The organism is Paracidovorax wautersii (assembly GCF_031453675.1).
Taxonomy (GTDB): Bacteria; Pseudomonadota; Gammaproteobacteria; order Burkholderiales; family Burkholderiaceae_C; genus Paracidovorax.
Genome location: NZ_JAVIZX010000001.1, coordinates 2600867 through 2627220 on the forward strand (window position 1 = coordinate 2600867; position 26354 = coordinate 2627220).

At 66.5% G+C, this 26354-nt stretch carries 24 protein-coding genes and 1 pseudogene; 21 read left to right on the forward strand and 4 right to left on the reverse strand.

Annotated features, from left to right (window positions below; translation table 11 throughout):
* Window positions 1–242: 242 nt before the first annotated feature.
* Window positions 243–3425 carry an Rne/Rng family ribonuclease gene (locus QE399_RS11725; RefSeq protein WP_309828951.1) on the reverse strand — a complete coding sequence of 1061 codons (3183 nt, stop codon included), beginning with the start codon at window positions 3423–3425 and terminating at the stop codon, window positions 243–245.
* A gap of 581 nt (window positions 3426–4006) precedes the next feature.
* Here QE399_RS11725 and QE399_RS11730 point away from each other — a divergent pair.
* From QE399_RS11730 to QE399_RS11745, 4 genes and pseudogenes are all read left to right on the forward strand, one after another.
* Complete coding sequence (locus tag QE399_RS11730) at window positions 4007–5020, forward strand: RluA family pseudouridine synthase (protein ID WP_309828952.1); 1014 nt, start codon at window positions 4007–4009, stop codon at window positions 5018–5020.
* A 7-nt stretch (window positions 5021–5027) separates the two neighbouring features.
* Complete coding sequence (locus QE399_RS11735) at window positions 5028–5696, forward strand: HAD family hydrolase (protein WP_309828954.1); 669 nt, start codon at window positions 5028–5030, stop codon at window positions 5694–5696.
* Between the two features lie 2 nt (window positions 5697–5698).
* Window positions 5699–6097, forward strand: coding sequence for a Rieske (2Fe-2S) protein (locus QE399_RS11740; RefSeq protein ID WP_309828956.1), 399 nt, complete (start codon window positions 5699–5701; stop codon window positions 6095–6097).
* 4 nt (window positions 6098–6101) lie between these two features.
* Window positions 6102–7146 (forward strand): annotated as a pseudogene (locus QE399_RS11745) (S49 family peptidase).
* 132 nt (window positions 7147–7278) lie between these two features.
* Here QE399_RS11745 and QE399_RS11750 read toward each other — a convergent pair.
* Genes QE399_RS11750 through QE399_RS11760 form a run of 3 tightly spaced genes read right to left on the reverse strand, consistent with a single transcriptional unit; the run spans window position 7279 to window position 9865 of the window.
* Window positions 7279–8466, reverse strand: coding sequence for a toxin-antitoxin system YwqK family antitoxin (locus QE399_RS11750; protein WP_309828959.1), 1188 nt, complete (start codon window positions 8464–8466; stop codon window positions 7279–7281).
* Window positions 8467–8483: 17 nt separating this feature from the next.
* Entirely contained in the window at window positions 8484–9269 is a 786-nt protein-coding gene (locus tag QE399_RS11755) for an SAM-dependent methyltransferase (protein WP_309828961.1), read from the reverse strand.
* A complete protein-coding gene (locus QE399_RS11760; protein ID WP_309828963.1) occupies window positions 9266–9865 on the reverse strand; it encodes a Maf family nucleotide pyrophosphatase in 600 nt (199 codons plus the stop codon). The genes QE399_RS11755 and QE399_RS11760 overlap by 4 nt, the downstream gene beginning before the upstream one ends.
* A 26-nt stretch (window positions 9866–9891) precedes the next feature.
* On the opposite strand from QE399_RS11760, the gene QE399_RS11765 reads away from it, so the two are divergent.
* From QE399_RS11765 to recO, 17 genes are all read left to right on the forward strand, one after another.
* Entirely contained in the window at window positions 9892–10443 is a 552-nt protein-coding gene (locus QE399_RS11765) for a YceD family protein (protein WP_309828965.1), read from the forward strand.
* 126 nt (window positions 10444–10569) lie between these two features.
* Window positions 10570–10752 carry a 50S ribosomal protein L32 gene (gene rpmF / locus QE399_RS11770; RefSeq protein WP_309828967.1) on the forward strand — a complete coding sequence of 61 codons (183 nt, stop codon included), beginning with the start codon at window positions 10570–10572 and terminating at the stop codon, window positions 10750–10752.
* Window positions 10753–10861: 109 nt separating this feature from the next.
* Window positions 10862–11917: a phosphate acyltransferase PlsX gene (plsX, locus tag QE399_RS11775; protein ID WP_309828970.1), complete on the forward strand. Its 1056-nt coding sequence runs from the start codon at window positions 10862–10864 to the stop codon at window positions 11915–11917.
* Window positions 11917–12894, forward strand: a complete 978-nt coding sequence (locus QE399_RS11780) for a beta-ketoacyl-ACP synthase III (protein WP_309828972.1) — start codon at window positions 11917–11919, stop codon at window positions 12892–12894. The genes plsX and QE399_RS11780 overlap by 1 nt, the downstream gene beginning before the upstream one ends.
* A 55-nt stretch (window positions 12895–12949) precedes the next feature.
* Window positions 12950–13903, forward strand: coding sequence for an ACP S-malonyltransferase (gene fabD, locus QE399_RS11785; protein ID WP_309828973.1), 954 nt, complete (start codon window positions 12950–12952; stop codon window positions 13901–13903).
* Window positions 13900–14646 (forward strand): 3-oxoacyl-ACP reductase FabG, encoded by a 747-nt coding sequence (gene fabG / locus QE399_RS11790; protein WP_309828975.1) that lies wholly within the window; start codon window positions 13900–13902, stop codon window positions 14644–14646. Before fabD ends, fabG begins: the two co-directional genes overlap by 4 nt.
* Before the next feature lie 103 nt (window positions 14647–14749).
* Window positions 14750–14989 carry an acyl carrier protein gene (gene acpP, locus QE399_RS11795; RefSeq protein WP_003058049.1) on the forward strand — a complete coding sequence of 80 codons (240 nt, stop codon included), beginning with the start codon at window positions 14750–14752 and terminating at the stop codon, window positions 14987–14989.
* A gap of 41 nt (window positions 14990–15030) precedes the next feature.
* Complete coding sequence (gene fabF, locus QE399_RS11800) at window positions 15031–16275, forward strand: beta-ketoacyl-ACP synthase II (RefSeq protein ID WP_309828977.1); 1245 nt, start codon at window positions 15031–15033, stop codon at window positions 16273–16275.
* Window positions 16276–16877: 602 nt separating this feature from the next.
* Complete coding sequence (gene rpoE, locus QE399_RS11805) at window positions 16878–17507, forward strand: RNA polymerase sigma factor RpoE (protein WP_309828980.1); 630 nt, start codon at window positions 16878–16880, stop codon at window positions 17505–17507.
* Between the two features lie 46 nt (window positions 17508–17553).
* Window positions 17554–18162 (forward strand): sigma-E factor negative regulatory protein, encoded by a 609-nt coding sequence (locus tag QE399_RS11810; protein ID WP_309828982.1) that lies wholly within the window; start codon window positions 17554–17556, stop codon window positions 18160–18162.
* 297 nt (window positions 18163–18459) lie between these two features.
* The gene (locus QE399_RS11815; RefSeq protein WP_309832055.1) at window positions 18460–19938 is read left to right on the forward strand and encodes a DegQ family serine endoprotease; all 1479 of its coding nucleotides are present in this window, start codon (window positions 18460–18462) and stop codon (window positions 19936–19938) included.
* 476 nt (window positions 19939–20414) lie between these two features.
* On the forward strand, window positions 20415–22223 hold the full coding sequence (lepA, locus tag QE399_RS11820) for a translation elongation factor 4 (protein WP_309828984.1): 1809 nt from the start codon (window positions 20415–20417) through the stop codon (window positions 22221–22223).
* Window positions 22223–23197, forward strand: a complete 975-nt coding sequence (lepB, locus tag QE399_RS11825; RefSeq protein WP_309828986.1) for a signal peptidase I — start codon at window positions 22223–22225, stop codon at window positions 23195–23197. Before lepA ends, lepB begins: the two co-directional genes overlap by 1 nt.
* A 62-nt stretch (window positions 23198–23259) precedes the next feature.
* On the forward strand, window positions 23260–23625 hold the full coding sequence (locus tag QE399_RS11830; protein WP_309828988.1) for a DUF4845 domain-containing protein: 366 nt from the start codon (window positions 23260–23262) through the stop codon (window positions 23623–23625).
* Window positions 23625–24308, forward strand: a complete 684-nt coding sequence (rnc, locus tag QE399_RS11835; RefSeq protein ID WP_309828991.1) for a ribonuclease III — start codon at window positions 23625–23627, stop codon at window positions 24306–24308. The genes QE399_RS11830 and rnc overlap by 1 nt, the downstream gene beginning before the upstream one ends.
* Window positions 24305–25327: a GTPase Era gene (era, locus tag QE399_RS11840; RefSeq protein ID WP_309828993.1), complete on the forward strand. Its 1023-nt coding sequence runs from the start codon at window positions 24305–24307 to the stop codon at window positions 25325–25327. Before rnc ends, era begins: the two co-directional genes overlap by 4 nt.
* Before the next feature lie 239 nt (window positions 25328–25566).
* Window positions 25567–26340 (forward strand): DNA repair protein RecO, encoded by a 774-nt coding sequence (gene recO / locus QE399_RS11845; RefSeq protein WP_309828995.1) that lies wholly within the window; start codon window positions 25567–25569, stop codon window positions 26338–26340.
* Window positions 26341–26354 lie beyond the last annotated feature (14 nt).

Genomic DNA, 26354 nt, shown 5'->3' on the forward strand with positions numbered 1-26354 from the left:
TTCGGATGCGGGGTGCGTGACAGCCTGCCAAGCCGGCATGCGGCGGGGTGGCGATGTGCTCGCCGCGCCCGGTGCGCCGGCGTCAGGCCCGCCATGGTAGGCACAAAAGGGAAGCGGCCCATGACGGGCCGCTGGAAGGGGCCGTGCGGCACAGCGGCCGCACGGAGGTGCCCGGTCTGCCCGGACTACGCTGAACCAGCCCTTCGCGGGCTGTGCATCTCTGGGGCGGGTTCAGCGGGGCCTCAGGCGGTGGGCGTCTGCTCGAAGGGCAGCTTCAGCTCGCTCAGGTCGCGGCGGGTTTCCACCAGCACCAGCGGGCCTTCGTCCACCACGACGACCGGGGGGCGCTCACGCGGCACATGCACCGGGCGGGGCTCGGCGGCGATGGCGGCCTGCGCTGCCGCGATCTTGTCGGCATCCGAGTTGATCCATTGCAGGCCGGAGCCTTGCGCGATCTGCTGCAGGCTGTCAACCGGCAGCTCGAAGGTCGACACGCGGGGCATGGTGCCAGCGGCGGCCTGGGCCTGGGCCGGTGCCGGTACGGCGCGAGCAGGAGCTGGTGCCGGTGCCGGTGCCGGTGCCGGAGCGGCGGCCACGGGGGCAGGCGCCGGCGTTGCCACTGCGGCAGGTGCGGGCACCGGTGCGGGGGCGTCCGCAGCCACGGCGGCAGCCGGTTCGGCCACGGTGGTCGCTGCCGGGGCGGGGGCAGCCACCGGGGTTGCTGCAGGTGCGGCATTGAAGTAGCTGCGGCGTGCGGGCTCCTGCTCGGCAGGTGCCGGAACCGGGGCCACTGCATCCGTCACCGGTGCGAAGGACGCATCTGCCGCGTCCGCTGCACTGGCGGCGGCTGCTGCTGCCTCGTCGCGCGGGGCGCGCTCGCCGCGTTCACGGCGGTCGCGGCCGTAGCGGTCGCGGGAGCGGCGCTCGCGGCGCTCTTCACCATTCGCTGCGGCTGGCGCGCCATTGCCGCCATTGGCTTCTGCCGTGCCCAGTTCCAGATCGGGCAGGGCCGTCAGCGGCGAGCTGTCGGCGAGGTCGCCGGTGGGCGCTGCTGCGTTGGCGTCGACGGTGCGCGGTGCGCGCTCACGGCGCTCACCGTTGCGTTCGCCGCGTTCGCGGCGTTCGCCACCCGTTTCCCCGTTGCGTTCGCCCCGGTCACCCCGCTCGCCGCGTTCGCGGCGGGGGGCGCGCTCGGCGCGGGCTTCCGGTGCGCCGGACTCGTTCAGGGCCACGCCCGCGGCTGCAGCGGCGGTCACCGGCGCCAGGGCGTCGGCAGCCAGCGGTGCGCGGGATTCACCGCGCTCACCGCGCTCGCGGCCATTGCGGCCTTCACGGCCTTCACGGCCTTCACGGTTCTCGCGGCCTTCACGGCGGTTGTCCCCTTCGGGGCGCTCGCTGCGGCGGCCTTCTCCGTTGCGGCCTTCTCCACGGCCTTCGCCCGAGCGCTCTCCGCGGCGGCCACGGCCTTCGCCATTGCCTTCGCGGGCTCCGTCACGGCTGCTGCCGTTGCGTTCGCCGCTGCGCTCTCCATTGCGCTCGCCTCGGCGGCCACGGTCACCGCCGCGGCCGTCACGGCGCGGCTCGCGGGCGGCCGTGCCTTCGCCGGCCGGGGTGGCCACCGGTGCGGCCACGGGGGCTGCCGCCGGCTTGTCGCCAAAGCCGAACAGGCTCTTGAGCCACGAGAAGAAGCCTTGCTCCTGCGGCACGGGCGCCGGGGCGGGTGCGACGGGGGCCGGTGCCGGCGCAGCAGCGCTGCGGGCCGGCTGGCCGGCGCGCGCCGGGCGGGCCACGCCTTCGGGGCGCGCTTCCGCCACGGGCGCGGGCGCATCGGGCAGCACGCCCTTGATCACCGGCGTTTGCTTGTTGGTGGGCTCCTGCGAGCGGCGCGTGACGGCGGTCGGGTCCTCGAACTCTTCGGCCAGCTTGTAGCTCGCGTCGAGGTGGTCCAGGCGTGGGTCGTCGTGCTTGAGGCGCTCCAGGCGGTAGTTGGGCGTTTCCAGCGTCTTGTTGGGCACCATCAGCACGGCCACGCGCTGCTTGAGTTCGATCTTGGCGATCTCGGTGCGCTTTTCGTTCAGCAGGAAGGAGGCCACTTCCACCGGCACCTGGCAGTGCACGGCGGCCGTGTTGTCCTTCATGGACTCTTCCTGAATGATCCGCAGGATCTGCAGGGCCGAGGATTCGGTGTCGCGGATGTGGCCCGAGCCGCCGCAGCGGGGGCAGGGGATGGACGAGCCTTCGGAGAGTGCCGGCTTCAGGCGCTGGCGGCTCATTTCCATCAGGCCGAACTTGCTGATCGTGCCAAACTGCACGCGGGCGCGGTCCTGGCGCAGCGCGTCGCGCAGGCGGTTTTCCACTTCGCGGCGGTTCTTCGACTCTTCCATGTCGATGAAGTCGATCACGATCAGGCCGCCCAGGTCGCGCAGGCGCATCTGGCGGGCCACTTCGTCGGCCGCTTCCAGGTTGGTGCGGGTGGCGGTTTCCTCGATGTCGCCGCCCTTGATGGCGCGGGCCGAGTTCACGTCCACGGACACCAGCGCTTCGGTGTGGTCGATCACGATGGCGCCGCCCGAGGGCAGGCTCACGGTGCGCGCGTAGGCGGACTCGATCTGGTGCTCGATCTGGAAGCGGCTGAACAGGGCCGCGTCGTCGCGGTAGCGCTTTACCTTGGCGGCATGCTCGGGCATGACGTGCGCCATGAACTGGTGCGCCTGCTCGTAGATGTCGTCGGTATCGATGAGGATGTCACCGATGTCGTTGTTGAAGTAGTCGCGGATGGCGCGGATGACGAGCGACGATTCCTGGTAGATCAGGAAGGCGCCCTTGCCGCCCTTGGCGGCGCCGTCGATGGCGCTCCACAGCTTGAGCAGGTAGTTCAGGTCCCACTGCAGTTCGGGCGCCGAGCGGCCGATGCCGGCGGTGCGCGCGATGATGGACATGCCCTTGGGGTACTCGAGCTGGTCCATCGCCTCCTTCAGCTCGGCGCGGTCCTCGCCCTCAATGCGGCGCGACACGCCACCGCCACGGGGGTTGTTGGGCATCAGCACCACGTAGCGGCCGGCCAGCGACACGAAGGTGGTCAAGGCAGCGCCCTTGTTGCCGCGCTCTTCCTTCTCGACCTGGACCAGTAGTTCCTGGCCTTCGCGGATCACTTCGTTGATGCGGGCCTGGCTGGGGGAGACGCCCTCGGCGAAATACTGGCGGGAGATTTCCTTGAACGGCAGGAAACCGTGGCGGTCTTCGCCGTAGTCGACGAAGCAGGCTTCCAGCGACGGCTCGACGCGCGTCACCACCGCCTTGTAGATGTTGCCCTTGCGTTGCTCGCGTCCTTCGATCTCGATCTCGTAGTCGAGCAGCTTCTGGCCGTCGACGATGGCCAGGCGCCGTTCTTCGGCTTGCGTGGCGTTGATGAGCATCCGCTTCATGATGCGATTCCTTTTCGTTGTCGTGCGGGCCGGCACGCAGTCGCAGACTGCTGGCGGCGTGCGTCCCGCTGATTTCCAAACCAATGACAGGCTCTAGAGGAGCCGTGAATGCCTGGACTGGCGGATCGAAACGAAGGGAATGGCCGGGGAACCCCGCGGCTGCAAAGCGGCTAGCCGTGCAGTCGGGGTGGGGGCGCGTGGATGGGGGCGAACCGGGAAGCGTACTGATTTGCTATGAAAGATATAGCTGGTAGCGCTTGCCGGACGGGCGCTGCAGGCGTATTTGCCGCCCATGCCGAAGGCTGACGCCTCCGCCACAGGGACACAATCCAAGCCATCAGCACCCACATAGTTATCGCTTTGATCCGCTGGCATGCCGCACCGTGGTGGGGAGGCCAGCTTGGAATTCCGTATTCAATGTTTCAATTCGTCAGCCTGCACGGGTGGAGTGCGGGCCCCTGCAGGCATCTGGCCTGCAATCTGCGCGCACGACGCCCGTTGGCATCGACCTTCCTGCGCGGCTTGTAGGGCTGGGTGGACTAAACTCCAGACAAATCAACCACTTACACAACATCGCGCAGGTGAAACACATTATAGGGGCCAAACCGGCCGCAGACCGCGCCGCGGGGCTACCGCTGCCCTCGGCCCGCATCGTGGAAGTCGATGCCGACTCCGCCGGGCAGCGTCTGGATAACTTTCTGATACGTCATCTCAAGGGCGTTCCCAAGACCCACGTCTACCGCATCATCCGCAGCGGCGAGGTGCGCATCAACAAGGGCCGCGCCAGTGCCGACACGCGGGTGGAGACGGGCGACCAGGTGCGCCTTCCGCCGGTGCGCATCTCCGACAAGGTGGCGGAGAAGGCCGAGCGCCCGGCCCCGGCACGTGAATTCCCCGTGCTGCTGGAGGACGAGCACGTCATCGCGATCGACAAGCCGGCCGGCACGGCCGTGCACGGCGGCAGCGGCGTGAGCTTCGGCGTGATCGAGCAGTTGCGCCAGGCCCGTCCCCAGGCCAAGTTTCTGGAACTGGTGCACCGCCTGGACCGCGATACCTCCGGCATCCTGCTGGTGGCCAAGAAGCGCTCGGCACTCACCCACCTGCAGGACCAGTTCCGCGAGCGCGAGACCGGCAAGACCTACCTGGCGCTGGTGACCGGCACCTGGGCGGCCAACAAGAAGGTGATCGACACGCCGCTGCACAAGTACCTGCAGGCCGACGGCGAGCGCCGCGTGCGCACCACCACGGCGGACGACCCGGACGGCATGCGCTCCATCACGCTGGTCAAGGTCCGCTCGCATCTGCCCGCCCGCCCGGGGCAGGGGCTGCCGGCCATGTCGCTCCTGGAGGTGACCATCAAGACCGGCCGCACCCACCAGATCCGCGTGCATCTGGCCAGCCAGGGCCACCCCATCGTGGGCGACGACAAGTACGGCGACTTCGACCTGAACAAGCGCGTGCCGAAACACGGCCTCAAGCGCATGTTCCTGCATGCCTGGCGATTACAGTTCAGCCACCCCGCGACGGGCCAGCGCATCGAGCTGCATGCCGAGCTGCCGCCCGAACTGTCCGAATTCATCGCTTCTTCCGCCTGACCCGACCATGCCCGCATCCCGCCCGCGCCGTTTCGACCTCATCGCCTTCGACTGGGACGGCACCCTGTACGACTCCACCGCCATCATCGTGCGCTGCATCCAGGAGGCCGTGCGCGACGTGGGCGGCACCGTGCCGTCCGACCGGGATGCCGCCTGGGTGATCGGCATGGGGCTGATGCAGGCGCTGGCGCATGCCGCCCCCGACGTGCCCGTGGAAAAGCACGCCGAGCTGCGCAGCCGCTACGGCTTTCACTACATCCGCCACCAGGGCGACCTGAGCCTGTTCGACGGCGTGCTGCCGATGCTGGAAGACCTGCGCGCGCGCGGCCATCTGCTGGCCGTGGCCACCGGCAAGAGCCGCCGCGGCCTGGACGAGGTGTTGCACACGGTGCAGCTGCGCGGCATGTTCGATGGCTCGCGCACGGCGGACGAGACGGCCGGCAAGCCGCATCCCCTGATGCTGCAGGAGCTGATGGCCGAGTTCGATGTGCCGCCCGAGCGCGTGCTGATGATCGGCGACACCACGCACGATCTGCAGATGGCGCTCAATGCCGGCTGCCCCAGCGTGGGCGTGAGCTACGGTGCGCACGAGCCCGGAGGCTTCGAGGCGCTGCGGCCCTTGTTCGTCGCGCATTCCGTGGCCGAGCTGCATGCCGGTCTGCTGGCCCAGGCATGACGATGCAGCCGCCTCCGCGCCCGCCCGCGCCGCCGTCGACCGAGGCTCTGGACCTCTGCGCCAGCGAGGCGCTGGTCAATGGCGGTGCGGCCGTGGCCTTCGACGTGGTGTACCTCGGCCAGGTCTGCCGGGCCTTCGCCATCCGCTACGAGGGGCGGCCCCACGCCTATCTCAACCGCTGCACGCACGTGCCGATGGAGATGGATTACCAGGAGGGCCGTTTCTTCGACGACACCGGCGAATGGCTGCTTTGCGCCACCCACGGCGCCGCCTACCGGCCGGACAGCGGCCGGTGCGTGGGTGGTCCCTGCCGCGGCGGGCTGGTAAAGATCGCCCTCACGGAGGAGGACGGCCGGGTCCGCTGGCATACTGCCCCCCAATTGCAACCCGTCGAGTTCTGATTCCATGACCGAACCTACCCGCACCGAACCTTCCGGTTTCGGTGGCAATCCGCCTCCAGCGCCCGATCTGTGGGCGCAGAAAGCTCCTGAATCAGGAGCGCCGGCCGCACCGGGCGCGCCCGCCGCCGGCTGGGAACGCGGTGTGCTGGAAAAGCTGGTGATGTCCACCCTGGCCGAGCAGCGCGCGGCCCGCCGCTGGCGCATCTTCATGCGCATGTCGTGGATGCTGATCGTCATCGCCGTGGCCTGGGTCGTGCTGTCGCGCGATACCGCCACCGCCAGCAAGAGCACGCCGCACACGGCCGTGGTCGACATCAAGGGCGAGATCGCCTCGGGCGCCGAGGCGAGCGCCGAATTCGTGGTGGCCGCCATGCGCAGCGCCTTCGAGGACTCGGGCTCGCAGGCCGTGGTGCTGCTCATCAACTCGCCGGGCGGCAGCCCCGTGCAGGCCGGCATCATCAACGACGAGATCGTGCGGCTGAAGGCCAAGCACGGCAAGCCGGGTGTACGCCGTGGTCGAGGAAACCTGTGCCTCGGCCGCGTACTACATCGCCGCCGCCGCGGACCAGATCTTCGTGGACAAGGCCAGCATCGTCGGCAGCATCGGCGTGCTCATGGACGGCTTCGGCTTCACCGGCACCATGGAAAAGCTGGGCGTGGAACGCCGCCTGCTGACCGCTGGCGAGAACAAGGGCTTCCTCGACCCCTTCAGCCCGCAAAGCGAGAAGCAGCGCGCCTTCGCGCAGCAGATGCTCGACCAGATCCACCAGCAGTTCATTGCCGTCGTCAAGGCCGGCCGCGGCGACCGCCTGAAGGTGAACGACGAGACCTTCAGCGGCCTGTTCTGGACCGGCCAGCAGGCCGTGGACATGGGCCTGGCCGACAAGCTGGGCAACCTGGACTACGTGGCCCGCGAAGTGGTCAAGGCCGAGGAAGTCATCGACTACACGCGCCGCGACAACGTGGCCGAGCGCCTCGCCAAGAAGTTCGGGGCCGCCATGGGCGAGACGGCGCTGCGGACCATGCAGAGCGCACCGGCCATCCGCTAAGCACGGCTACTCCTCCCGCGCTATAGCGCAGCAGCCTTCGGGTTGCTGCGCTTTTTTGATGGAGAGCCTTGGTCTGCCGGGTCCAGGGGCGCGACCTGCGACGCTGACCGCGCTGCTGCAGCGCCGGGTGCGTCAGCTGGCCAGGCCGCCTGCCTTGCGCTGGCGCGAGCCGTCTTCCAGGAATGTGTCGTCTGCCGTGGGTTGCCCTGCCTCGTCCCATTCCTTGCGCGACAGCAGGCGCGTGCGGCCCCGGGCGTCGGGCGGGCCGTAGGTGTCTTCGCGCGCGACGCGGCCGCTGGGGTGGAAGGCCTGCTGCGGCCCGGTGGGTTGCTGATCCCGCGTCAGCTGCCGGCGCTCGGCCAGCCGGCCGTCGTCGCCGTACAGCTCCTGGGCGATGCGGACCTGGTCACCTTCGCCGCGCACCGTGGAGCGCTCGCGCAGCGCGCCGTTCAGGTACCAGCGTTCCAGCGCCACTTCATGGCCGCCGGCAAAGCCGCGCTGTTCGGTGAGCTGGCCTGAGGCACCCCAGCGGCGCAGGCTAGCCAGTGGGCCTCGGCGGTCAGGCAGCGCCAGGTCGTCGGCGTCGAAGATGCGCTCTTCGCGCAGCACGGACCGGCCGGCCTCGTTGCTGTAGCTGCGGTGCACGCGCCGGCCCTGCTCGCGCAGTTGCTCCGCGGTGACGACGCCGTCCGCGTCCCATACCGTGCTGCTCAGTAGCCGCCCCCGGTCGTAGCGCACCTGGGCCGCCTTGATGCCCCGGGCGCTGTAGAGCACCGTGTCGGTGGCGCCACTGGCAAAGCCGCAGGGCTGGCGGTCTTCGTCGAACAGGCTGGCGGCCGGGCACTGCAGCCGCTGCGGCTGGCCCACGGCGTTGTATTCGAGGACGAACTGCTCGCGTCCCTCGGCATGGACGGCCAGCCGTTCCAGCCGCCCCTGTTCGCTGAACCGGCGCACGGCGCCCTGGGTGCGGCCGTTGTCCGCGGTTTCTTCCCGCTTGAGCTGCCCACTGGGCCAGAACTCGGCCACGCGGCCGTGGCTGTTGCCGCGCTCGTTGACTGTGCGCTCCCGCAGCAGCCGGCCCTCGCGGTCGAAGAAGCGCTCCAGGCCGACGAAGCGGCCATTGCGCAGTTCCTGCTCGCGCTGCAGCTGGCCGGAGTCCACATCGCGGCAGCGCATCAGGCCCGTCAGCCCGGCCGTCTCCGCACCGTTGGAGGGATTGACGGAGCGGCCGTCCACTTCGCAGCGTTGCAGCCCCCAGGCGCCCGTGGATATTGCGCTGGCAGCTATTAAAAGAAGAGTGTTCAGTGGGCGGCGCAGCATGACAGTGGGGTAAGGCGTTACCGCCCGATGGCAAATACCGTGGGCGTGCGGTTGTCGGGCGCGTCGGGCTGCTGGCGCCACTGGCGCACCAGGCGGCTGGCGTGGCGCGCGGTGGGCAGGGTGATGCCGCTGGCCATCGCCAGGCGCGTGTTGGCCTGCAGCGTCTGAAGCAGCGACTGCCACAGCGCGGCATTGCGGTAGGGGGTTTCGATGAAGAGCTGGGTCTGGCCCTGCTTGAGCGCCAGCGACTCCAGCTCGCGGATGCGCTGGGTGCGCTGGCCGGCGTCCTGCGGCAGGTAGCCGGTGAAGGCGAACTCCTGGCCGTTGAGTCCGCTGGCCGCCAGCGCGAGCAGCAGAGAGACGGGGCCCACCAGCGGCACGACGGGAATGCCGAGGTCGTGCGCGGCCCGTACGACCGAGCTGCCCGGATCGGCCACGGCGGGCATGCCGGCCTCACTCACCAGCCCCATGGCGTGGCCCGCCAGCGCTGGCGCCAGCAGTGGACGGGCGTCGAACGTGGCGTGGCCGGCGCCGCCGTGGTCGCCCTTCTTGTGCACCTCGCGCGGCAGCTCTGTGATCTGCTGCGCCTGCAGCGCGGCCGCCAGCGGATGAAGGGCGTCGATGCGCTTGAGATAGGCGCGCGTGCTCTTGGCGTTCTCGCAGATCCAGTGCGTCAGGCGCGCAGCGGTCTGCAGGGTGCCTTCGGGCAGGGCGTCCTGCAGCGGTGTCTGGGTGTCACAGCCGAAATCCAGCGGCGCGGGCACCAGGTACAGGGTGCCGGGCGTGGTGGCAGCGGTACTCATGGCAGCGTCAATCCTGCGGCGCGCAGCATGCGGCAGGTGCGGATCAGCGGCAGGCCGACGAGGGCAGTCGGGTCGTCGCTGTCGATGGCGTCGAGCAAGGCGATGCCCAGGCCCTCGCTCTTGGCACTGCCGGCGCAGTCGTAGGGTTGCTCGGCCCGCAGGTAGCGCTCGATCTCAGGGTCGGACAGATCGCGGAACTGCACGCGCACCGGCGCCAGGTCCACCTGCTCGAAGCCCGTGGCCAGGCAAACCACGGCCACCGCGGTCTGGAAGACCACGGTCTGGCCGCGCATCTGCTGCAACTGGAGCGTGGCGCGCTCGTGGGTGCCCGGCTTGCCCAGCGGCTGGCCGGCGAGGTCGGCGACCTGGTCCGATCCGATCACCACGGCATCCGGGTGCTGGGCGGCCACGGCGCGGGCCTTGGCGAGGGCCAGGCGCAGGGCGAGCGCCTTCGGGGACTCGCCGGCGGCGGGGGTCTCATCCACATCGGGTGCGGCGACGTCGAAGGGCAGGGCCAGGCGGGTCAGCAGTTCGCGGCGGTAGCGCGAGGTCGAGCCCAGTACCAGGGGCCGGGGCAGGGAGGACGGTTCAAGCATGGCGTCGATTCTCTTACACTGCCCGCATGACCAAGGAACACTCCCCCGACCGGTTGGACGTCAAGGCCTTCGCCCAGGCCGGTGCACACCTGTCCGGTCACGACTCGCTCCTGAAATATGAGCGGCTGGCGTCCGAAGCCAAAGGGCTGCATCCCGATCTGCTGGTGGACTGGCAAGCCCATGGCGAGGTCCGCGCGACGCACGGCATCGGCGGCCAGATCTGGCTGCACCTGACGGTGCGCGCGCTCTTCCCCATGACCTGCCAGCGCTGCCTGACGACCGTCGACGTGCCGCTGGAGGTGGACCGGGAATTCCGCTTCGTCGCGGACGAGGCCACCGCCGAGGCCCTGGACGACGACAGCGAAGAAGACCTGCTCGCCCTGAGCCGCGAATTCAACCTGCGCGAACTGATCGAGGACGAACTGTTGATGGCCCTGCCCGTGGTGCCCCGCCACGAAGAGTGCCCCACGGCCATGCCGCTCGCCTCCACCGATGAGGATTTCGAAGAGGCCAACGCCCAGAAGCCCAACCCCTTCGCAGCCCTGGCTTCGCTGCGCAAGGACAAGCCGGACGCATAGTTCGAAGACGGGGCTTTGGCCTCCAAAACCATTTGCGATATAATCGAGGGCTTCTCGCGAATCCCCCTCGTGTCTTTTATGGGCTGATCGCGTTTTTACCAACCCTTCAAGACTCAGGAGCCGATCATGGCTGTTCAACAAAACAAAAAGTCCCCCTCCAAGCGCGGCATGCACCGTTCGCACAATGCCCTGACGGTGCCGGGCACCGCCGTGGAAACCACCACCGGTGAAACGCACCTGCGCCACCACATCAGCCCCAACGGCTTCTACCGTGGCCGCCAAGTGCTGAAGAACAAGTCTGAAGCCTGACCCGGTTCGGCGCCCAAGGCCCGTTGCTACAAAAAATGTAGCGCGGGCCTTTGTCTTTTTCGTCGTATTCCCTTTTCTTCCAGCCGCGCTCGCGGCTCTTTAGTCGCCCATGATCACACTGGCTGTTGACTGTATGGGGGGCGACCATGGCCCCCGCGTCACGCTGGCGGCATGCCGCCAGTTTCTTGCAACCCATGCCGAGGCCCGCCTGCTGCTGGTAGGGCTGCCCGAGAGCCTGCAGGCGTTCGCCCATGAGCGGGCAACGATCGTGGCCGCTTCCGAAGTGGTGACGATGGATGACCCGGTGGAGGTCGCCCTTCGCCGCAAAAAGGATTCATCGATGCGGGTGGCCATCCAGCAGGTGAAGGATGGCAATGCCCAGGCCGCCGTATCGGCTGGCAACACTGGCGCTTTGATGGCGATCGCCCGCTATCTGCTCAAGACATTGGACGGCATCGATCGGCCTGCCATCGCCACGCAGATGCCGAATGCCCGCGGCGGCGCCACCACCGTGCTGGACCTGGGCGCCAATGTCGATTGCACTGCGGAACATCTGTTGCAATTCGCCGTGATGGGGTCGGCCCTGGTTTCCGCGTTGCAGGAGGGAGGCGAGCCGACGGTGGGCTTGCTGAATATCGGCGAGGAAGCCATCAAAGGCAGCGAAGTGATCAAGGCTGCGGGTGAACTGCTGCGATCTGCGGGCAAATCGGGCGATCTCAATTTCTACGGCAACGTCGAAGGCAACGATATCTTCAAGGGCGTTGTAGACATCGTGGTGTGTGACGGTTTTGTCGGCAACGTGGCGCTCAAGGCGAGCGAGGGCGTGGCATCGATGATCGTTGGCGCGCTGAAGCAGGAGTTCAAGCGCAATATCTTCACCAAACTTGCAGCCATCATTGCCTATCCGGTGCTTTCGGCCTTGATGCGTCGCATGGACCACCGACGTTACAACGGCGCGGCCCTGTTGGGGCTCCGCGGACTGGTGTTCAAGAGCCATGGATCGGCCGACGCTCTCGCCTATGAGCAGGCTTTGAACCGCGCGTATGATGCAGCCCGCAACAACCTGCTCGACCGCGTCCGGACGCGGGTTGCGCACGCAGCGCCGCTTCTGGCGCCAGCCGATGCGCAGGTGCCTCCCTCCGGAATGGCCGCGGCCACACATTGATGAGACGCTATTCCCGTATCAAAGGCACCGGCAGCTACCTGCCGCCAAGGCGCCTGTCCAATGCCGATTTGGTGGCCGAACTCGCACAGCGCGGGGTCGATACTTCGGACGAGTGGATCGTCGAACGCACCGGCATCCGCGCGCGGCACTTTGCCGAGACCGATGTCGCCAGCAGTGACCTGGCACTTGAGGCCTCGCGCCGCGCTCTGGAGGCCGCTGGCGTCCAGCCGCAGGACATCGACCTGATCATCGTCGCCACGTCCACACCGGACATGGTGTTCCCTTCGACTGCTTGCATCCTGCAGAACAAGCTGGGGGCCAACGGCTGCCCGGCCTTCGACGTGCAGGCTGTCTGCAGCGGTTTCGTCTACGCGCTGTCCGTGGCGGATTCCATGATCCAGTCCGGGGCCGCGAACCGGGCGCTGGTGGTGGGTTCGGAGGTCTTCAGCCGCCTGCTCGACTTCAATGACCGCACCACCTGCGTTCTGTTCGGCGACGGTGCCGGCGCGGTCGTGCTCGAGGCGTCCGATACGCCGGGCATTCTGGCGAGCGAATTGCGTGCCGACGGCAAGCATGTGGGCATCCTGTGTGTGCCGGGCAATGTCCTGGGCGGACAGATTCTGGGCGACCCGCTGCTCAAGATGGACGGCCAGGCCGTCTTCAAGCTGGCGGTGGGGCTGCTGGAAAAGGCGGCCCGCGCCACGCTGGACAAGGCCGGTCTGACGGACGCGGACATCGACTGGCTGGTGCCCCACCAGGCCAATATCCGCATCATGCAAAGCACGGCCAAGAAGCTTGGCCTGTCCATGGAAAAGGTGATCGTCACCGTGGGCGAGCACGGCAACACCTCGGCGGCCTCGATTCCGCTGGCGCTGGACCATGGTGTGCGCAACGGCCAGATCCTTCCGGGGCAAACGCTCATGCTGGAAGGCGTGGGCGGTGGCTTCACCTGGGGTGCGGTGCTCCTCAAAATGTAGCGCTATTCGCTTGTTGGTAGGGCGCTAGAGCCTGTTTTTATTCATGTTTCAAACGATGTCGAAGTCTTTTGCTTTCGTTTTTCCTGGGCAGGGCTCCCAATCGGTCGGCATGCTGGATGGCTGGGGCGACCACCCCGCCGTGGCGCAGACCGTGCAGGAAGCCTCGGACGCCCTGGGAGAGGACGTGGGCCGCCTGATCCAGGAAGGTCCCAAGGAATCCCTGGCCCTCACTACCAACACCCAGCCTGTGATGCTCGTCGCCGGCGTCGCCGCGTGGCGCGTCTGGACCGCCGAAGGGGGCGCCTTGCCGGTCGCCGTTGCGGGTCACTCGCTGGGTGAGTATTCGGCCCTCGTGGCCTCCGGGGTGCTGACCCTGGAGCAAGCAGCGCCGCTGGTGCGCCTGCGCGCCGCTGCCATGCAGGAAGCCGTGCCCGTCGGGACTGGCGCCATGGCCGCCATCCTGGGCATGGATGCAGCCAAGGTCATCTCCGGCTGCGCCGAGGCTGCGGCTTCGTTCGGCGCCGGCTCTGCAGAAGTTGTGGAGGCCGTGAACTTCAACGACCCGGCCCAGACCGTGATCGCGGGCACCAAGGCCGGTGTCGACAAGGCGTGCGAGGTGCTCAAGGCCGCCGGCGCCAAGCGCGCATTGCCGCTGCCCGTGTCGGCGCCTTTCCATTCCAGCCTCATGAAGCCCGCGGCCGAGAAGCTGCGCGAAGCGCTGGCGTCGACCCCCCTCGCTGCGCCCCGGATTCCGGTGGTGAACAACGTCGACGTGGCTGTCGAGCAAGACGCCGACGCCATCCGCGACGCGCTGTACCGCCAGGCCTTCGGTGCCGTGCGCTGGGTGGAATGCGTCCAGGCGCTCAAGGCCCGCGGCGTGACCCATCTCATCGAATGCGGTCCCGGCAAGGTTCTGGCCGGCATGACCAAGCGCATCGACCCCGAACTGGTGGGTGCTTCCCTGTATGACACGGCCACCTTGGCCGAGACCCGAGAACTGCTGGCATGACCGACACCACTGCAAACCCTTCCCAGATCGCCCTTGTGACGGGCGCGACGCGCGGCATCGGCGCGGCCATCGCCGCGGAACTGTCGGCCCGCGGCTACCGCGTCATCGGCACGGCAACCAGCGAAGGCGGTGCTGCCAGCATCACGCAGGCGCTCGCTGCGTCCGGTGGCAAAGGAGTGGTCCTGAATGTCACTGACGGCGCCGCCGTGGATGCGCTGACCGATGCCATCGTCAAGGAATACGGCGGTTTGCATGTCTTGGTGAACAACGCCGGCATCACCCGTGACACCCTGGCGATGCGTATGAAGGACGACGATTGGGATGCAGTGGTCGACACCAACCTGAAGGCGGTCTTCCGTGTCAGCCGCGCGGCCATCCGTCCCATGATGAAGCAGCGCTTCGGCCGCATCATCAACATCACGAGCGTGGTCGGTGCATCGGGCAATCCCGGTCAGGCCAACTACGCCGCCGCCAAGGCGGGCGTGGCGGGAATGACCCGCGCGCTGGCGCGCGAACTGGGCAGCCGCGGCATCACGGTCAACTGCGTCGCCCCGGGGTTCATTGCCACCGATATGACGGCGGAATTGCCCGAAGAGCAGAAAAAAGCGCTCAAATCGCAGATCGCCCTGGGCGACCTGGGGCAGCCCAGCGACATCGCGCACGCCGTCGCGTACCTGGCCTCCGCCGGCGCAGGTTATGTGACGGGGCAGGAATTGCACGTCAATGGCGGCATGTACATGTAATTGAAGAGAGTTGGCGCCGATTACTCCGCTCGGCGGGCCGGTAAGGGAGTTCTCCCGAACCAGCTAGAATCGCGGATTCATTCACAACCCCCTGAGGGAAACCATGAGCGATATCGAAGCACGTGTCAAAAAAATCATTGCCGAACAACTCGGCGTGGAAGAGTCTCAAGTCACCAATGAAAAAGCCTTCGTGGCCGATCTGGGTGCTGACTCCCTGGACACCGTGGAACTGGTGATGGCCCTGGAAGACGAATTCGGCATCGAGATCCCTGACGAAGACGCAGAGAAGATCACGACGGTGCAGAACGCCATCGACTACGCCAACACCCATCAGAAGGCCTGAGCGCCTTCGAGCCCAGAGCGAACAGCAGAAAGTTTTAGCGCATGAGCCGTCGTCGCGTTGTCGTGACCGGCCTGGGTTGCATCAGTCCCGTGGGTAACACGGTGGCAGACGCCTGGGCCAACATCCTTGCCGGCCAATCCGGCATTGGCCTCATCACCAAGTTCGACGCGTCGAACTTCGCCTGCAAGATCGCCGGCGAGGTCAAAGGGTTTGATGTGGAGTCCTACATCAGCGCCAAGGATGCGCGGACGATGGACACCTTCATCCACTATGGCATCGCCGCGGCCCAGGAGGCCATCCGCGATGCAGGCCTGCCCACGGGCGAGGCGCTGGATGAAGAGCTGGCCACACGCATCGGCTGCATCATCGGCTCTGGTATCGGCGGCCTGCCGCTGATCGAAGGAACGCACGCGGAATATGCCAATCGCGGGCCGCGCCGCATCACCCCATTCTTCGTGCCGGCTTCCATTATCAATATGGTGGCCGGGCACGTGTCCATGAAGTTCGGCTTCAAGGGGCCCAACCTGTCCGTCGTCACGGCGTGCACGACGGGTCTGCACTGCATCGGCGAGGCCGCGCGCAAGATCGAGTACGGCGATGCCGACGTGATCGTGGCGGGCGGCAGCGAGGCCACGGTCTCGCCGCTGGGCGTGGGTGGCTTCGCGGCCATGCGGGCTCTGTCCACACGCAACGACGATCCGCAGACGGCGTCCCGTCCCTGGGACAAGGACCGCGACGGCTTCGTGCTGGGCGAGGGCGCCGGCGTGATGGTGCTGGAAGAGTACGAGCACGCCAAGGCCCGCGGCGCGACGATCTACGCCGAGGTCAGCGGCTACGGTATGAGTGCCGACGCCGGTCACATGACGGCGCCGAACATGGACGGCCCCCGCCGGGCCATGCAGGCTGCGCTGCGCAATGCCGGTATCAACGCCGACCAGGTGGACTACCTCAATGCGCACGGCACCTCGACGCCTCTGGGCGACCTGAACGAAACCAATGCCATCAAGGCCGCCCTGGGCGACCATGCCAAGAAGATGGTGGTCAGCTCGACCAAGTCCATGACCGGCCACTTGCTGGGTGGGGCGGGCGGGATCGAGAGCGTGTTCACCGTGCTGGCACTGCGTGACCAGAAGGCGCCGCCGACGATCAACCTCTTCGAGCAGGATCCGGAATGCGATCTGGATTACTGTGCCAATGCCGCCCGTGACATGAAGATCGACATTGCCGTGAAGAACAATTTCGGCTTTGGCGGCACGAACGGCACGCTGGTCTTCAAGCGCGTCTGATCCCGCACGACTCCCGGCCGTGCATGCGCAGGGAGCCTGATGCCTCAAGGCCCAACCAACGCAGTGCCGGCCGTCCCGCCGGGATTGGCGTCTGCGCCGGCCGTGCGATTTCCCCTTGTTCGCAGTGGGCGGCTGCTCGCCGCGCTACTGGCCTGTGCCCTGCTGGCGCCGGCCACGATGGGGGGCATCATGTGGCAAGGGCATTTTCCTTCTCCACTTCACGGCCTCGTCTTCGTGCTCATCTGGCTGCTGGCAGCGACTGCGGCAGTTCTTTGGTGGCGCAGATTGCCTGCCGCAGGCTGGCTCGACTGGAACGGTGCGGAATGGATGGTCCAGGCCGAGGGCGTACCGCAGCGGGTGTGTCCGGCCCAGTCCATGGAGGTGGCCGTGGATGTACAGGAGGCCCTGCTGCTGCGCTGCGCGTGGGGTCCCGGAGCGCGGTGCGTGTGGCTCTGGCTGGAGCGTTGCCATGCACCCACGGCTTGGCTGGCACTGCGCCGGGCTTTGTATGCCCACACATCCCGAGACGCAGACCGCACTGCTGCGATCGATGCGGAGGTGCGTTCTGCACCGCTCCGCTCCCACCACAACGATGATCCGAGATGACCGCTGCCCCGCTTTCGCCCCCCAGTTCAGACAGCGACTTCCAGCTTGTGGAGAGGACGCTGGCCGGTGACCAGCGGGCCTACGAATTGCTCGTCATCAAGTACCAGCGCCGGATCGAAAGGCTGATCGGACGCATGGTCCGGGACGTGGACCTGGTGCCCGACATTGCGCAGGAGACCTTCATCCGGGCCTATCGGGCGCTGCACCAGTTCCGCGGCGACGCCCAGTTCTATACCTGGCTGTACCGGATTGCCGTGAACACGGCCAAGAAGGCGCTTGTCGACATGAAGCGCAATCCCGTGATCTCCGAGAACGCTTTGCGCAATGGGGATGACGAGGATGAAACTTCCCGCCCCGGCAATGAACTAATCAGCGACGAAACCCCCGAAACCGTCTTGGCGGCCCAGGAAATCGCCGCGGCGGTCAACAGCGCCATGGAGGCGTTGCCGGAAGATCTGCGCCAGGCGGTGACCTTGCGGGAGATCGAGGGTTTGACCTATGAAGAGATTGCGGTGGCTATGAGTTGCCCGATCGGGACGGTGCGTTCGCGCATCTTCCGGGCCCGTGAAGCCATATCCGCAAAGGTGCGTCCCCTGCTGGAGAGCCAGTCGGGTAAGCGGTGGTAGTGGTTGGCTGTGGCCAAGGAATGTTGCGGATTGCGGGTGGTACACCATGAATGACGATGTAAAGACGCAGGAACAGTTGTCCGCCTTGACGGACGGACAGTTGCAGGGCGACGAATTCGCCCAGGCCATGCGATGGGCCGAGACGGACGAAGGCCTTCAGACGTGGCAGGTCTACCACCTCATCGGGGACGTGATGCGTTCCTCTGAGCTCGCCCGCCCCGCCGACCTGGGCTTTCTTTCCACGCTGCGGGCTGAGCTGGCGAAGGCTCCGCCGGTGGCTGAACTGGCGCAGGCGCAAGTTGTGCAGGTCGCGCCGGTGGATACCCGGGTGGAAGTTTCGGCCAATGCGTCGGTATTCCACTGGAAGGTCGCGGCAGGGCTGGCTTCGCTGGCAGCCGTGGCGGCACTGGGCTGGCATACGTACGCCGGCATGCCGGGTGTATCGGGCCCCCAACTGGCCATCGTCGCGCCTGTGGCGGGGCCGGATGCGGCCACGGCAGTGGCTGAGAACGGCCCTCCCGGGCAATCCGTCATGATTCGGGATCCGCGCCTGGACGAACTGCTGGCTGCGCACCGCCAGTTCGGTGCCACCTCGAACCTGCAGATGCCGGCGGGTTTCTTGCGTAACGCGACTTTCGAAGCGCCTGCGCGCTGAGGCGCTGACAGCACCGCACAGGTGGCAAGGCGGCACGCCATGCGCCCCACGGCGCGTTGCCGGGTGCCATCTTGCCGAAACCTCCCTTCAGTTCCGCAGCGGGCGGTTCGTGCGCAGCCCGGCGCTCTGCTGCGCAGCGGTACTGCCGCGACTTTGCCTGGGGTCTGCGTGGGGCGGGTGCCGACGTCTCGGCCCACGTCGATCTGCGATCATGGCCGCGGAACCAATTCCCCGACGCCGCTTCTCAAAAAGCGTACTACTGATTTGATATCACAACTGTCTTTGGAAGGGTCGACGATGTTCAGAATCGATTGGAAGCCGATGCGGATCGCCGCAATCGCGGGCGTTCTGGCCGTGTCTGCGGGAGGCGTTCTGTGGCCGACGGCGCAAGCGCATGCCCAGGCAGCGGCATCGGTGCGCGGATTGCCCGACTTCACGGATCTGGTGGACCAGGTGGGGCCCTCGGTGGTGAACATCCGGACGCTGGAAAAGGTGTCCAGCCAGTCCGGCGCCGGTTCCATGGACGAGGAAATGCTCGAGTTCTTCCGCCGCTTCGGGGTGCCCGTGCCCAATATGCCCAAGCAGCAGGCGCCTCAGCAGCGCACGCCGCGCGAGGAGCAGCCCCGCGGCGTGGGCTCTGGCTTCATCCTGACCGCCGACGGCTTCGTGATGACCAACCACCACGTGGTGGAGGGGGCGGAGGAGGTCATCGTGACCCTCACGGACAAGCGGGAATTCAAGGCGAAGATCGTCGGGTCGGACAAGCGCACCGACGTGGCCGTGGTCAAGATCGATGCCACCGGCCTGCCTGCCGTGAAGATCGGGGACCTGAACCGCCTGCGGGTGGGCGAGTGGGTCATGGCCATCGGTTCGCCCTTCGGGCTCGAGAACAGCGTGACGGCCGGCATCGTGAGCGCCAAGCAGCGAGATACCGGCGACTACCTGCCCTTCATCCAGACCGACGTGGCCATCAACCCCGGCAATTCGGGCGGGCCGCTGATCAACATGCGCGGCGAAGTGGTCGGCATCAACAGCCAGATCTATTCGCGATCGGGTGGCTTCATGGGGATCTCTTTTGCGATCCCCGTTGACGAAGCCATCCGCGTGAGCGAGCAACTGCGTGCGACCGGCCGGGTGAGCCGCGGCCGCATCGGGGTGCAGATCGAAACAGTGCCGCGCGATGTGGCGGAGTCCATCGGTCTGGGCAAGGCGGTGGGCGCGCTGGTGCGCGGCGTGGAAACGGGGTCCCCTGCGGACAAGGCGGGTGTCGAGGCTGGCGACGTGATCACGAAGTTCGACGGCAAGGCCGTCGAGAAGGTGTCTGACCTGCCGCGCCTGGTGGGCAATACCAAGCCGGGAACGAAGAGCACGATCACGGTCTTCCGCCGCGGCAATACCCGCGACCTGTCGATCACCATCGCCGAGGTGGATCCCGATGAGAAGCCGGTGGCGAAGGGGGCCGAGCGCGAAAGCAGCAAGCCGCCGAAGGCTTCCGCGGCCGCACAGCAGATCGGCTTGCAGGTCACCGACCTGACAGATGCCGAAAAGAAAGAACTCAAGATCAAGGGGGGCGTGCGCGTCGCCGCGGCAGCCGATGCGGCTGCCCGTGCAGGCCTGCGCGAGGGCGATGTCATCGTGGCGCTGGCCAACACCGAGGTCAACACCCTGAAGGAGTTCGAGGCGGCACTCGGCAAGGCGGACAAGGGCAAGCCCATCAATGTCCTTTTCCGTCGGGGCGAATGGGCGCAATACGCGCTGATCCGGCCCGCGCGCTGAGCCAAGGCCCCGGTCCCTCCCAGAACCGGGAGCGGGCCGTCGGCTGTCGGACCACATCGTGAAATGCAAGTGATTTATTTCGAAAGTTAGCCCTGGCTAACTTATTAAATGGGCTATGTGCAGTTTTCGATAGAATGTGGTCCTTTCATCGTGGGTCTGGGGAATAACCGAGGGCGCTTAGCCCACGATGTGAAAGACGAGAGAATCATGCACAGGTGCTCCACAGATCGCCCACATGTTGTTCAATACATGTTGGCGGGAATTGTGAATAACCTGTTGATAAATTGCCCGTTGCAAGGTGGCAACGACCCTGTAGCGCGCTGGGCTGGGCTTTCCCGTCCAGGCTTTTTGCCTACAATGAAGCTCCAACTATCGCAGTTGCCAAAAGATTGTTGGTTCAGGGCGCGTCACCATCTGACGCGCCCTTTTTTCTTGTCTGCGTTCTTTTCAATTCAATCACTTGTCGCATTCCGTTGATGAACCACATCAGAAATTTTTCCATCATTGCGCACATCGACCACGGCAAGTCGACGCTCGCTGACCGCCTGATCCAGCGCTGTGGAGGGCTTGAGGAACGGCAGATGGAAGCCCAGGTCCTCGACTCGATGGACATCGAAAAAGAGCGTGGGATAACCATCAAGGCACAGACCGCTGCGCTGCAGTACAAGGCCAAGGATGGGCAGGTCTACAACCTCAATCTGATCGACACGCCGGGCCACGTGGACTTCTCGTATGAAGTGTCGCGTTCGCTGTCGGCATGCGAGGGCGCGCTGCTGGTGGTCGATGCTTCGCAAGGCGTGGAAGCCCAGACGGTGGCCAACTGCTACACCGCGCTCGACCTGGGCGTGGAAGTGCTGCCCGTGCTCAACAAGATGGATCTGCCGCAGGCCGATCCTGACAACGCCAAGGCCGAGATCGAGGACGTGATCGGCATCGATGCGACGGATGCGATTCCGTGCTCGGCCAAGACCGGCATGGGCATTGACGAGATCCTGGAGCTCATCGTCGCCAAGGTGCCCGCTCCGCGCGGCAATCCCGACGCGCCGCTGCGCGCCATGATCATCGACAGCTGGTTCGATCCGTACGTGGGCGTGGTGATGCTGGTGCGGGTGGTGGACGGCCGCCTGCTCAAGGGCGAACGCTTCAAGATGATGGCTTCCGGTGCGGCCTACAACGCCGACAACCTGGGCGTGTTCACTCCCGCCAACGAGGCGCGCAGCGCGCTGAACGCAGGCGAAGTGGGCTACATCATCGCGGGCATCAAGGAACTGAAAGCCGCCAAGGTCGGCGACACCATCACGCTGGAAAAGAAGCTGCCCAACAACCTCGGCCCGGCCGAGCAGGCACTGCCCGGCTTCAAGGAAATCCAGCCGCAGGTCTTCGCCGGCCTCTATCCGACGGAAGCGAGCGAATACGACCAGTTGCGCGACGCGCTGGAAAAGCTGCAGCTCAACGATGCCTCGCTGCATTTCGAGCCCGAGGTGTCGCAGGCGCTGGGCTTCGGCTTCCGGTGCGGCTTCCTGGGCCTGCTGCACATGGAGATCGTGCAGGAACGCCTGGAGCGCGAGTTCGACCAGGACCTGATCACCACCGCGCCCAGCGTGGTCTACGAAGTGGTCAAGGGCGATGGCGAGGTCATCATGGTCGAGAACCCCTCCAAGATGCCCGAGCAAGGCAAGATCCAGGAGATTCGCGAGCCCATCGTGACCGTGCATCTGTACATGCCGCAGGACTACGTTGGCGCGGTGATGACGCTGGCCAACCAGAAGCGCGGCGTGCAGCTCAACATGGCCTATCACGGCCGCCAGGTCATGCTGACCTATGAGATTCCCCTGGGCGAGATCGTGCTGGACTTCTTCGACAAGCTGAAGTCGGTGTCGCGCGGCTATGCGTCCATGGACTACGAGTTCAAGGAGTACCGCGCGTCGGACGTGGTGAAGGTCGACATCCTGCTCAACGGCGAGAAGGTCGACGCGCTGTCGATCATCGTGCACCGCAGCCAATCCACCTACCGTGGCCGTGCCGTGGCCGCCAAGATGCGCGAAATCATCAGCCGCCAGATGTTCGACGTGGCCATCCAGGCGGCCATCGGTGCCAACATCATCGCGCGCGAGACCATCAAGGCACTGCGCAAAAACGTGCTGGCGAAATGCTATGGCGGTGACATCACCCGCAAGCGCAAGCTTCTCGAGAAGCAGAAGGCAGGCAAGAAACGCATGAAGCAGATCGGTTCGGTGGAAGTGCCCCAGGAAGCGTTCCTGGCCATCCTGCAGGTGGAGGATTGATGAAAGCCATGCAGTTCATCACCTCCCTGGTGATCGCCGCGTTCGTCGGCTATGTCGGTGCCTGGTACCTGGGCGCCATCGACGGCAACTTCGCTCTGCTGCTGTTCCTGGCCACGGTCGTGACCGGCGCGTACTGGCTGGCCGAGCGCTTCTACTTCCTGCCCCAGCGCCGCAAGGCGGCCCAGGCCATCGAGGCTGCTGCCGTGCAGCGCCGCGCCGAGCTGGACCGCATGGGCATCGCCAAGGTCGACGGCGACGTGGAAGAGGCCAAGGGCCGCATCCTCATGCAGCCCTGGTGGCTGGACTGGACGGCGGGGCTGTTCCCGGTGATCGCCATCGTCTTCCTGCTGCGCTCGTTCCTCTTCGAGCCGTTCAAGATCCCCTCCGGCTCGATGATCCCCACGCTGCTGGTGGGCGACCTGATCCTGGTGAACAAGTTCACCTACGGCATCCGCCTGCCCGTCATCAACAAGAAGATCACCGAGGGCAACGCACCCCAGCGCGGCGACGTGATGGTGTTCCGCTACCCGCCCCAGCCCAACATGGACTACATCAAGCGTGTGGTCGGCGTGCCCGGCGACGAGGTGGCCTACCTGAACAAGCGGCTGACGGTGAACGGCCAGCCCGTGCCCACGAGCGCGCTGCCCGACTTCTTCGACGAAGACGCGATGCGCTACTTCAAGCACTTCGAGGAACAGCTGGGCACGCACCGCCACGGCATCCTGAACAATCCCGACATGCCGGCCTTCGTGCAGGGCGCGAGCAACTTCGCCTACCGCGACCAGTGCCGCTACAGCGTCGAGGGTGTGGTGTGCAAGGTGCCCGAGGGCCAGTACTTCATGATGGGCGACAACCGCGATAATTCGCTCGACTCGCGCTACTGGGGCTTCGTGCCGGACGCCAACATCGTCGGCAAGGCGTTCTTCGTGTGGATGAACTTCGGCAATCCGAAGCGCATCGGCTCGTTCAACTGAGCCGTTCGTCCGCTGAACCGGGCCGCGCCGCAACAACACAACCACCATCGAGAGGGGAAACCATGGGCCTGCAACGTTCCACCAGCCGCTCGCGCCAGCGCGGGCTGTCCTTCATCGGACTGGTGCTGATCGGCTTCCTGGCCGTGGCGGCCTTTGCCATTGGCGGCCAGTCGGTGCCCATCTTCCTGGAGTACCAGGCCATCCGCAAGGCGGCCAACAAGGCCGCACGCGACGGCTCCACGGTGCCGGAAGTGCGTGCCGCTTTCGACCGTGCCGCCGCCATCGACGACATCAGCTCCATCAGCGGCAAGGACCTCGAGGTGACGAAGCGCAACGACAAGGTCGTGGTGTCGTTCAGCTACTCGCGTGAGATTGCGCTGGCCGGGCCGGCCTATCTCGTCTACCGTTTCCAAGATTCGACCCGTTAGTGACCAGCAGTCTGTCTTCCCTGCAGGATCGCCTGCAGCACACCTTCTCCGATCCCGCGCTCCTGCAGCGCGCGGTGACCCACCGCAGTTTCTCGGCGGACCACAACGAGCGCCTGGAATTCCTGGGCGACTCCGTGCTCAACCTGGCCGTCTCCAGCCTGCTGTACCGGCAGCTGAGGGACCTGCCCGAAGGCGATCTGTCCCGCGTGCGCGCCAACCTGGTCAAGCAGGACACGCTGCACGGCCTGGCCATGCGGCTGCAGCTGTCCGACCTGCTGCGCCTGGGCGAAGGCGAGGCCAAGTCGGGCGGCAAGCTGCGCCCGTCCATCCTCGCCGATGCGCTGGAGGCCCTGATCGGCGCCGTCTACCTGGATGCCGGCTACGGGCCTGCGGAGGCGCTGGTGCACCGGCTGTTCGAAGGCGTGGACGTCAACCCGCAGATGCAGGCGGCCGCCAAGGACCCCAAGACCGCGTTGCAGGAGTGGCTGCAGGGCCGCAAAATGAAGCTGCCGCTGTACCGCGTGGTCGGTACGGTGGGGGCTGCGCACCGCCAGACGTTCGACGTGGAGTGCGAAATTTCCGAACTGGGCCTGACCGAGCGCGGCATTGGCGGCTCGCGCCGGGCCGGCGAGCAGGCGGCCGCTGCCGCCATGCTGGCCACATTGAAAGCAAGACACGCATGAACGAAGATGCTACGAAAGATGTAGCTGGTGGCGCTGATGAATCAAGCGCTGGCGGCCAAAATGACCTGGAAGCCATGCTGGCGGCCGCCAAGCCGGGTGGCGGCGCGGCGGCGGTGGACGCCACGGGCCAGCGCTGCGGCCTGATCGCCATCGTCGGCAAGCCCAACGTGGGCAAGTCCACGCTGATGAACGCGCTGGTGGGGCAGAAGATCTCCATCACCTCGCGCAAGGCGCAGACCACGCGCCACCGCATCACCGGCATCCGCACGCGCGAGAACACGCAGTTCGTGTTCGTCGATACGCCGGGTTTCCAGACCAAGCACAGCACGGCGCTCAACAAGTCGCTGAACAAGACCGTGATGGGCGCCATCGGCGACGTGGACCTGATCCTCTTCGTGGTGGAAGCCGGCAGCTTCACGCTGGCCGACGCCAAGGTGCTGTCGCTCTTCAAGCCCGGCATTCCCACGCTGCTGATCGCCAACAAGCTCGACGAGGTGCACCGCCGCGCCGAGATCGCGCCCTGGCTCAAGGGCATGCAGGAGCGCCACCCGTTCGCCGAGTTCGTGCCCATGTCGGCCAAGAACAAGGGCGATATCGAGCGGTTGTTCGGCATCTGCGCCAAGTACCTGCCCGAGCAGCCCTTCTGGTACGCCGAGGACGAACTGACCGACCGCAGCGAGAAGTTCCTGGCCAGCGAGACGGTGCGCGAGAAGCTGTTCCGCTTCACCGGCGACGAGCTGCCCTACACCTCGACCGTGGTCATCGACAAGTTCGAGGAAGAGCCGAGCAAGACGCACAAGCGCTTCGTGCGCGTGGCGGCCACCATCGTGGTGGAGCGCGACGGCCACAAGGCCATGGTGATCGGCGAGAAGGGCGAGCGCCTGAAGCGCATCAGCACCGAGGCGCGGCAGGAGATGGAGCGGCTGATGGACGCCAAGGTGTTCCTCGAAGTGTGGGTCAAGGTCCGTTCGGGCTGGGCCGACGACGAGGCCCGGGTGCGCTCTTTCGGATATGAATGACTTCCCCCTGAGTCGCCTGCGGCGCCTTCCCCCCAGGGGGACGACGCCAGCGGCCGGGCAAAGCCCGTTCCGCGGCGTCTGCTGGCGTGGCCTGCTCCGCGGCCTTCTGACGGGTGACCGCGGCGTGGGGCTTGTGCACTGCTCGCTGCCGGTGCAGGTTACCTTGAACTGATATTGAAGAAATCGGCCTCCAGCGCTTATCCATCAAGCGCTTCTAGCTCCTGAAAGCATAGCAAACTATGGCCGCCCGCCGCGTTGCCGACGAACCCGCCTATGTGCTGCACCGCTACGACTGGAGCGAGTCCAGCCTGATCCTGGAGACCTTCACGCGCCACTATGGCCGCGTGGCGCTGGTGGCCAAGGGGGCGAAGAAACCCACGTCCAACTTCCGCCCGGTGCTGCTGCCGCTGCAGCCGCTGCGCGTGACCTATACGCTGGGCGCCGAGGGACATGGGGAGATCCATGCGCTCAAGGGCGCGGAGTGGGTGGGCGGGCACGTGATGCCGACTGGCGACGCGCTGCTGTCCGGCCTGTACCTGAACGAACTGCTGCTGCGGCTGCTGGCGCGCGAGGACACGCATGCCCCGCTGTTCGACGCCTATGCCGGCGTGGTGCGCGTGCTGGGCAGCGAGCACGGCGACGCCCTGGAGCCCGTGCTGCGCAGCTTCGAGCTGCTGCTGCTGCGAGAGATCGGTCTGCTGCCGGCGCTCGATGCCGAGACCTCCACGCTGGCCGCCCTGGAGCCCGGCGCACGCTATGCCCTGGTGCCCGAGGCCGGGCTGCGCCCGGTGTTGCCGGCCGACCGTGCCACGCTGGCCGGCAGCCAGTGGCAGGCGCTGCAGCGGGCGCTGGACGCGCCGGCGCACTACACGGCCACGCTGCGCGCCATCGCGACGGCGGAGGGCGCCGTGGCAGCCGACCTCAAGAGCCAGCTCCGCGCCGTGCTGCAGTACCACTGCGGCAGCCCGGTGCTGCGCACGCGCCAGCTGATGATGGATCTGCAGAAACTCTGAAATACAGCCGACCG

Bases quoted from the DNA above. Each gene is read 5' to 3' on its own strand.
- era (WP_309828993.1), top strand. From the start codon at position 24,305: ATGAACGAAGATGCTACGAAAGATGTAGCTGGTGGCGCTGATGAATCA.
- QE399_RS11765 (WP_309828965.1), top strand. From the start codon at position 9,892: ATGACCAAGGAACACTCCCCCGACCGGTTGGACGTCAAGGCCTTCGCC.
- QE399_RS11830 (WP_309828988.1), top strand. From the start codon at position 23,260: ATGGGCCTGCAACGTTCCACCAGCCGCTCGCGCCAGCGCGGGCTGTCC.
- QE399_RS11755 (WP_309828961.1), bottom strand. From the start codon at position 9,269: ATGAGTACCGCTGCCACCACGCCCGGCACCCTGTACCTGGTGCCCGCG.
- fabF (WP_309828977.1), top strand. From the start codon at position 15,031: ATGAGCCGTCGTCGCGTTGTCGTGACCGGCCTGGGTTGCATCAGTCCC.
- QE399_RS11725 (WP_309828951.1), bottom strand. From the start codon at position 3,425: ATGAAGCGGATGCTCATCAACGCCACGCAAGCCGAAGAACGGCGCCTG.
- lepB (WP_309828986.1), top strand. From the start codon at position 22,223: ATGAAAGCCATGCAGTTCATCACCTCCCTGGTGATCGCCGCGTTCGTC.
- QE399_RS11780 (WP_309828972.1), top strand. From the start codon at position 11,917: ATGAGACGCTATTCCCGTATCAAAGGCACCGGCAGCTACCTGCCGCCA.
- acpP (WP_003058049.1), top strand. From the start codon at position 14,750: ATGAGCGATATCGAAGCACGTGTCAAAAAAATCATTGCCGAACAACTC.
- QE399_RS11815 (WP_309832055.1), top strand. From the start codon at position 18,460: ATGTTCAGAATCGATTGGAAGCCGATGCGGATCGCCGCAATCGCGGGC.
- QE399_RS11735 (WP_309828954.1), top strand. From the start codon at position 5,028: ATGCCCGCATCCCGCCCGCGCCGTTTCGACCTCATCGCCTTCGACTGG.
- QE399_RS11760 (WP_309828963.1), bottom strand. From the start codon at position 9,865: ATGCTTGAACCGTCCTCCCTGCCCCGGCCCCTGGTACTGGGCTCGACC.
- QE399_RS11750 (WP_309828959.1), bottom strand. From the start codon at position 8,466: ATGCTGCGCCGCCCACTGAACACTCTTCTTTTAATAGCTGCCAGCGCA.
- lepA (WP_309828984.1), top strand. From the start codon at position 20,415: ATGAACCACATCAGAAATTTTTCCATCATTGCGCACATCGACCACGGC.
- QE399_RS11810 (WP_309828982.1), top strand. From the start codon at position 17,554: ATGAATGACGATGTAAAGACGCAGGAACAGTTGTCCGCCTTGACGGAC.
- plsX (WP_309828970.1), top strand. From the start codon at position 10,862: ATGATCACACTGGCTGTTGACTGTATGGGGGGCGACCATGGCCCCCGC.
- fabD (WP_309828973.1), top strand. From the start codon at position 12,950: ATGTCGAAGTCTTTTGCTTTCGTTTTTCCTGGGCAGGGCTCCCAATCG.
- recO (WP_309828995.1), top strand. From the start codon at position 25,567: ATGGCCGCCCGCCGCGTTGCCGACGAACCCGCCTATGTGCTGCACCGC.
- rpoE (WP_309828980.1), top strand. From the start codon at position 16,878: ATGACCGCTGCCCCGCTTTCGCCCCCCAGTTCAGACAGCGACTTCCAG.
- fabG (WP_309828975.1), top strand. From the start codon at position 13,900: ATGACCGACACCACTGCAAACCCTTCCCAGATCGCCCTTGTGACGGGC.
- rpmF (WP_309828967.1), top strand. From the start codon at position 10,570: ATGGCTGTTCAACAAAACAAAAAGTCCCCCTCCAAGCGCGGCATGCAC.
- QE399_RS11740 (WP_309828956.1), top strand. From the start codon at position 5,699: ATGCAGCCGCCTCCGCGCCCGCCCGCGCCGCCGTCGACCGAGGCTCTG.